Annotated in this window: 4 protein-coding genes; 1 reads left to right on the top strand and 3 read right to left on the bottom strand. The window is 37.3% G+C overall.

Features of this window, described 5'->3' with window-relative positions; genetic code table 11:
- Positions 1–40: 40 nt before the first annotated feature.
- From U9P79_00030 to lepA, 3 genes are all read right to left on the bottom strand, one after another.
- Positions 41–1,117 (bottom strand): ornithine carbamoyltransferase, encoded by a 1,077-nt coding sequence (locus U9P79_00030; protein MEA2103021.1) that lies wholly within the window; start codon positions 1,115–1,117, stop codon positions 41–43.
- A 314-nt stretch (positions 1,118–1,431) separates the two neighbouring features.
- On the bottom strand, positions 1,432–1,656 hold the full coding sequence (locus tag U9P79_00025) for a hypothetical protein (GenBank protein MEA2103020.1): 225 nt from the start codon (positions 1,654–1,656) through the stop codon (positions 1,432–1,434).
- A 33-nt stretch (positions 1,657–1,689) separates the two neighbouring features.
- Positions 1,690–3,483 carry a translation elongation factor 4 gene (lepA, locus tag U9P79_00020; GenBank protein ID MEA2103019.1) on the bottom strand — a complete coding sequence of 598 codons (1,794 nt, stop codon included), beginning with the start codon at positions 3,481–3,483 and terminating at the stop codon, positions 1,690–1,692.
- Positions 3,484–3,725: 242 nt separating this feature from the next.
- On the opposite strand from lepA, the gene U9P79_00015 reads away from it, so the two are divergent.
- On the top strand, positions 3,726–7,199 hold the full coding sequence (locus tag U9P79_00015; GenBank protein MEA2103018.1) for a T9SS type A sorting domain-containing protein: 3,474 nt from the start codon (positions 3,726–3,728) through the stop codon (positions 7,197–7,199).
- Positions 7,200–7,253: the final 54 nt, after the last annotated feature.

The following is a 7,253-nucleotide window of genomic DNA, read 5'->3' as shown; positions in this document are numbered from 1 at the left end:
TCTAATTAATTTTTTTAAGTTTTTGTTCCCATTTATTAATTTACAATCTTCCACCCATCAGCAGAGTCATAACAGCTTTTTGAGCATGAAGTCGGTTTTCCGCTTCGTCGAAGACAACGCTTTGGGGACCGTCAATAACTTCATCGGTAACTTCCATATCCCTATCTGCTGGAAGGCAGTGCATGTAAATTCCATTTTTATCGATCAACTTCATTTTTTTTTCATCACAGATCCAGTTTTTATTTTTTTCAAAGAGACCTTTCATACCTGCCAAATTTTCTTCTTTGACCAGTTTTCCATTTTCATCTACCTGAGCAAAATAATCCATTGCACCCCAGGATTTGGGATATACTACATGTGCCCCTTCAAAAGCTGCTTCCATATCATCGGTTTCTTCAAAGGATGAATTGTTCATATTTGCATATTCTTTACATTTATTGATAATTTTTGGGTCGAGCTCGAATCCTTTAGGACGGGCGAGCACGACATCCATTCCGAGTAAGGACGGAGCAAGAGCAAGACTTTGGGGAACGGCAAAGGGCTTTGCAGTGGAACCTGAATAAGCCCAGCTGATTACGAATTTTTTCTTCTTGAAACCACCGAGTTTTTCTTTTACAGTAAGCATATCAGCAAGTGCCTGACAGGGATGGTAAACATCATCCTCCATATTAATAACCGGAATGTCTGCCCAATATGCAAACTCCTTCAAAGATTCATGAGCAAAGCGGTAAATCCAGTGGGATGGTTTTCCATACATTCGAATTGCAAGGGCGTCACCCGTACGGCTAAGGACACGTGCAACGTCGCTGATTCGTTCTGTTTTGTAAGGAATTTCATATCCTTTTCGAGCTGGGGTATAGGTTTTGCCGGGTTCGAGTTCGATATAATTTCCACCGAGCTGCTGAATTCCAGCTGCAAAAGTGCTTCTCGTTCTGAGGGAACTATTAAAAAACATTGAATAAAGAGTTTTCCCCTTTAGGATATGAGAAGTATCTTCATTCATCGCAAATCTGGTTTTCAGTTCTTCAGCGAGTCGTAATAAAGACTCCCATTCTTCTTTTGTGTAATCTATCTCAGGACTTAACCAGTCCCGACCGAGGAATTTGTTTGATCGCATGTTTTTCTCCTTCAAATATTTTATTGTATTTGTTAAATTATTATGAAATTCTCCACCAAGTAGAATACCTTAATTTTTTTTCGGTAAAGAATTTTTCAGAAATCCTATCCAAGGAATTTATTTGATAATTCCCAGATTAAGGATGAATTTCAGAGGGTTATAATTAGTTGTATATAAAGATGCAGGAGAGTCGTCGGATTTTGTAAATAAAGGAAATCATATTTTCCAAGCCGTTATATTTTTCCATATCCGTTCATCTCCTTTGTAATTAATTTGAAAATACGAATTTCTAAGCGAGATTGTTTTCTGTCAATTTATTTGGTATTTTCTTCCTTCTTATTGTCTTTCTGTTTAGTCTTTTTATCCTCTTTTTTTTGCTTTTTTGGTTTGAATTTTCCACAATTTTGAGTTGGAGAAGTTACCATTCCCATCCACTTAGACGAGAAATTATCACAGTGCCTACTTTTCCAAAAAACACAATTTTGACATTCAATTTTTACATCGTCAGACATAATTACCTCTTTTTTATATTTTTTCACAAGACACGAGGGGATTCGTGTGCTACTTTTGCATTAACTTCTATCCGCTTTCAAAACTGCCAGAAATGCTTCTTGAGGAATACTCACGTTTCCCTGTTGTCGCATTCTTTTTTTACCTTTTTTCTGTTTCTCGAGAAGTTTTCTTTTGCGGGTAATATCACCGCCATAACATTTTGCGGTAACATTTTTTCTAACTGCTTTGATCGTGCTTCGGGCGATGATTTTTTTCCCATCTGCTGCTTGAATAGGTATTGTGAAAAGATGACGGGGGATTACTTCACTTAATTTTTTCGTAATACTTTTTCCCCAGTTATAGGCTTTATCCTCGTGAGTTATGAAAGACATCGCATCTACTTTATCATCATTTATCAGAATATCAATTTTTTTTACATTAGATTTTCTAAACTCTTTAAATTTATAGTCGAATGAAGCATAACCGCGGCTTACGGATTTTAATCTATCATAAAAATCGAATAAAATTTCAATGAGGGGAAATTCATAAGAAATGGCAACACGCGTTTCATCCAAATATTCGAGATTAGTTTGAATTCCACGTCTCGTTTGGGCCAAAGTCATAATATTGCCGATGAAATCGGAACGAACCAAAATTTCACATTCCATTATCGGTTCTTTCACGTATTCAATATCCATAATTTCCGGGAATTGAGCCGGATTATCAATTTTCACTTCTTCATTGTTTTTTAACCCAACCAGAAATTCCACACTCGGAGTAGTGGAAATTATCGCAATATTATATTCGCGATTTATTCTCTCTTTAAAGATTTCGAGATGTAGCATTCCCAAGAAACCGCAACGGAATCCAAAGCCCAATATCATCGAGCTCTCCGGCTCATAAACAAGCGAAGTATCATTCAACTGAAATTTTGCGAGAGCGTCTCGAAGGTCATTGTAATCTTCGCTATCCAAAGGAAAAATTCCACTGAATACCATTGGCTTTGGTTCTTTGAAACCAGGTAGGGGATTCGTTGTCGGATTATTTGTCAATGTAATCGTATCACCAACTTTTGCCTCTCGCACCTGCTTAACACCGGAAATAATATAACCTACGTCCCCGGCGGTTAATTCCCTGCACGGTTCCATTTTTATACCGAAATGTCCGATGTCTTCAACTTCCACTTCCTTCTGCGTTGCTAAAAATATGATTTTGTCCCCTTTTTTAATCTTGCCGTCAAAAATTCTCGTATGAACAATAACTCCGCGATATTGATTATAGATCGAGTCAAAAATAAGAGCACGAGTTTTATTTGTTGAAGATTTGGGAGGAGAAATTTTTTCAATGATCAAGGGAAGTACTTCCTCTACATTAGTACCGTTTTTGGCGCTGATTGAGATGATTTCATCTGCCGCAATTCCCAACAATTCTGAGATTTCTCCCTTAACCCTTTCAACGTTTGCAGCCGGCAAGTCTATTTTATTTATTATCGGGATAATTTCAAGATCGTGATCAAGAGCCATATACAAGTTGCTCATTGTTTGGGCTTCAATTCCTTGAGATGCATCCACCAGCAAGATTGCCCCCTCGCAGGAAGCAATAGAACGAGACACCTCATAAGAAAAATCCACATGCCCGGGAGTATCTATCAGATTGAGGGTATATTCGGTTTCCTTGTAGTCATATTTCATCTGGATGGTGTGTGCTTTTATTGTGATCCCACGTTCACGCTCCAGATCCATATCGTCCAAAAACTGCTCCATATTGGCTTTGTCGATCGTGTGAGTAATTTCCAAAAGCCTGTCCGCTAAAGTAGATTTGCCGTGATCTATATGTGCAATAATGCAAAAATTTCTAATTAATTTAATATTCATAATAATATAAGAAATTTGATAATGTGATTTTATGTCAATGTTTGGAGGATTTACGAAGTGTCCCATGTTTTTTTATTAGGAGGAATTTTCCATAAACAGAAGCATAAAGGATCATTTTAAATCTAAAAAAGAAACAGGATTCTTGAAACAATTTGTATAAATAAATCGAATTTCTTTACAAGATTTATTGCGATTGTTTTTTATTTGAGAATAATCAAAAAAGATTATTGGAGGAAAATAAAATGAAAACAATATGTTATTTAAAGAAAAAATTTTTCTTTGTATTGTTAATTTTCTTGTTAATAGCAGGTTCACTGACAGCTATAAGGAGAAAAGGTCATACTTCACGAGATGAAACACCAATTCTAAATAACAATTTATACCCGATTCAACCAAACAGACCAAGCTGGGATATTCTATTCAGTTTCGATTGTATCGAAGCCGGACAACCCGGAATAGAAACAGACTGCGAAAGTATTTACACTTCTGATTGGCGATCTGGCCACACTACATTTTATAAATACGAAATGGATGGAACTTTTGTAGATTCATTTGATATTTCAGGAGCCACACAAATTCGCGATATGGCTTATGACGGTGAATTCTTTTATGGAGCAGCTGCTGATATGTCGCTAAAGAAGATGGATCTTGCAAATCAGGTTCTGGTTGAAACTATTAATGCCACTTGTACTGGAATCACGGGAATTCGTCACATTGCTTATGATCCCTGGTTAGATTATGGCAATGGTGGTTTCTGGATAGGAAACTGGAATGAATTAGGAGCGATAAATATGCAAGGTAATGAAATATATGGAAATATCTCTCCTTTCCAGGGGAGTTTATACGGAAGTGCTTATGATCCCTGGACAAGTGGTGGACCTTATCTTTGGTTATTTTCTCAGAATGGTTGCGGAGCAGTATTACATCAATTTGAAATTGCTACCCAAATATTTACCGGCGTTACCCATGTTTGTTCAGATATTCCGGGTTTTAGTTCGGGAATAGCTGGAGGATGTTGTACTGCAATTATTGATGAACCTGAGCAGGTAGTTCTTTTTGTAAATATACAGCAAGAGCCAAACATTATTGCTGGTTATGAGTTGATTCAAAGTTGGATAGTTCCACCTGCTGCTCCGACTAATGTGAGTGTAATTCCGAATCCGGACGGAGAATTAGAAACTCAGATTGATTGGATATGCCCGACAGTAAATTTAATGGGAGAACCACTGGAAGAACTCACTGCAATGAAAATTTTTCGAGATGAATTACTGATTTATACGGATACTATTCCTATTATTGGAGGTCCAGGTAGCTACTTGGACATGGATATTCCATCTTTAGGAAGTTATACTTACTCAATAGTTGGTTGTAATCTTGGGGGAAATGGGCTACCCGTTGAAGATACGGTTTGGATTGGAGAGGATGTGCCCGGTGCAGTAACAGGTTTTAATGTAGAAAATGCGAGTTCAGGAAATGAACTTGCTGCTTTACTAAGCTGGACAAATCCCCTGACTGGCTTGCATGGTGGAGTATTTAATCAGCCTATTTTGGGCTATCTTGTAATTAGATCGGATAGTGCTGAATTTGAACTTATAGGTTTGATGACAGATTGGACAGATGATACTGTTTTTGAACCTGAATATTATAGTTATACAGTAACACCATTCAATTCGGTCGGAAGTGGTGGTTCAGCAACTTCCCCGCAAGTCTGGATTGGAGAAATTCTTTCGGGAATATTGATAATCGATCCTGATCCCACTCCTACAGGGGAACTACTGCATGATACCATACAAGAAATGTACGATAATACTGTAACTTATACTACCGAAATGGATGAATATCCAATAACAGAGAATTTAGATGCTATTTTTATTTTGCTTGGAATTCATTCAAATAATTATGTCCTTTCCGAAGATGAAGTAGGACCTTTCGTGAATTATTTAGCGAATGGGGGAAATCTATACATGGAGGGTGGCGATACATGGTTTTATGACGAGCAAACCACACTTCAAGGATTGTTTGGTCTCTATGCTTATGAGGAAGAATTCAACGACTTGTATGAGGTGGAAGGTTCTGATTTTTTAGGTGGTATGGAATGGTCATATTCGGGTGAGAACAATTGTATGGATAAGATTCATCCTGCAGACTCAAACGCAGCCACAATATTTGTAAACACTATGTATGCAGATACCCTTGGAGTACGATTCGATGCGGGAACATATAAAACCGTAGGAAATGCATTTGAAATTTCTGGTCTGGGAGGAACAAACTCACTCGGGGATGCCCTTGCGGGAATTCTTGATTTTTTTGAAATCATAGACGCATTTGGAACTGTAGAGGGAAATGTCAGTTTGGAAGGAGCTTCGGGAAATGTAGAAGATGTGATCATTGTAGCTGATGGCATTTCAACACACCCTAACATGGAAGGAAACTATTCTCTAACGCTCTTGAGTGGAACTTATGATTTGACTGCCTCTTTATATGGTTACGAATCTCAAACCATCGAAGATATCGAGGTTGAAGCCGGGCAGATTGTTTCAGGTCTGGATTTTTTACTGAACTTTCTGGCTCCACCAGAGAATTTAACAGCTTCAGTGGTCAATAACAACAATGTTATTCTTAATTGGGAATCCCCTATAACTAACATTGGAATTCTTTATTTTCATAATGGTTATGATAACAATGGAGTTGGTACCGGTCCAAATTCTGATTTTACTTGTGCTGCCAGATTTACTCCGGAAGAACTTACAGAATACTATGGATCGCAACTAACAGGAGTAAATATCGTTATGCATGATAATAACTATGATGAGGTTGTAGTTAAAGTCTGGGAGGGTGGGGAATATGGAGATCCCGGCACTGAAATCTATTCCGAAGATGTTACCGGTTCTGTCATACCTAACGAATGGAGTGAATTTGACTTGGATCCACCGATTAATCTAATTTCCGGAAATGAATATTGGATTGGATATTTTTTTGATCAAACCGGAGGATATCCTGCCGGTGTAGATTCAGGCCCAATGGTTCCAAATAAGGGTGCCTGGTTTGGTTTTATGGGTACCTGGGATTTGTTACCTTTGGATTTAAACTGGTGTATCGAAGGTGTGGTAGGTAATAGCGAGGACTTCATTAGCAAGAACAGAACATATATCCAAACCGAAACTCCTATGGATAATATTATGAATACTATCCCAAAGCCATTCCAAATAGCAAATACCGGAAATTCTCATAATTCATCCAGCCAAAGTACTCGAGATCTTCTTGGCTATAATGTCTATCGGGACGATGAATTAATTAATGATGAACTTGTAACAGATACAACTTATGCAGATCTCAATTTAGCAGAAGATGCTTATGAATACTATGTAACAGCAGTTTATGATCCGGGAGAATCCGAACCTTCTAATATAGTAGAAGTAATAATTGGTCTCCCTTCTGCAGATGAAATTGTAAAAATTTCTAAGTTGTTTGGAAATTTCCCCAATCCGTTTTCTATTTCCACAAACATTTCATTTATTCTGAAAAATCTATCGGAAGTCAATCTTTCTATCTACAATGTTAAAGGTCAATTAGTAGAAACACTTGTTAATGAACAAAAAAATGCGGGTGAACATTCCGTTGATTTTAATGCGAAAAATTTAAGTTCCGGAGTGTATTTATATAAAATAGAAACGGATAATTTTTCTGAAATAAAGAAAGCGGTTTTGGTGAAATAGAATTTGGTTCTCATCCTCTTTCGATCAATTCTATTGTTTCCTGTACAGCAGTTT

The sequence above is a fragment of the Candidatus Cloacimonadota bacterium genome (assembly GCA_034661015.1).
Lineage (GTDB): Bacteria > Cloacimonadota > Cloacimonadia > JGIOTU-2 > JGIOTU-2 > JAYEKN01.
The sequence above is the reverse complement of the archived record's forward strand: the minus strand, read 5'-3'. Positions and strand labels throughout refer to the sequence as shown.

Excerpts from the sequence above, each read along its gene's own strand:
- U9P79_00030 (MEA2103021.1), bottom strand. The coding sequence starts at position 1,117 with ATGCGATCAAACAAATTCCTCGGTCGGGACTGGTTAAGTCCTGAGATA.
- U9P79_00015 (MEA2103018.1), top strand. The coding sequence starts at position 3,726 with ATGAAAACAATATGTTATTTAAAGAAAAAATTTTTCTTTGTATTGTTA.
- lepA (MEA2103019.1), bottom strand. The coding sequence starts at position 3,483 with ATGAATATTAAATTAATTAGAAATTTTTGCATTATTGCACATATAGAT.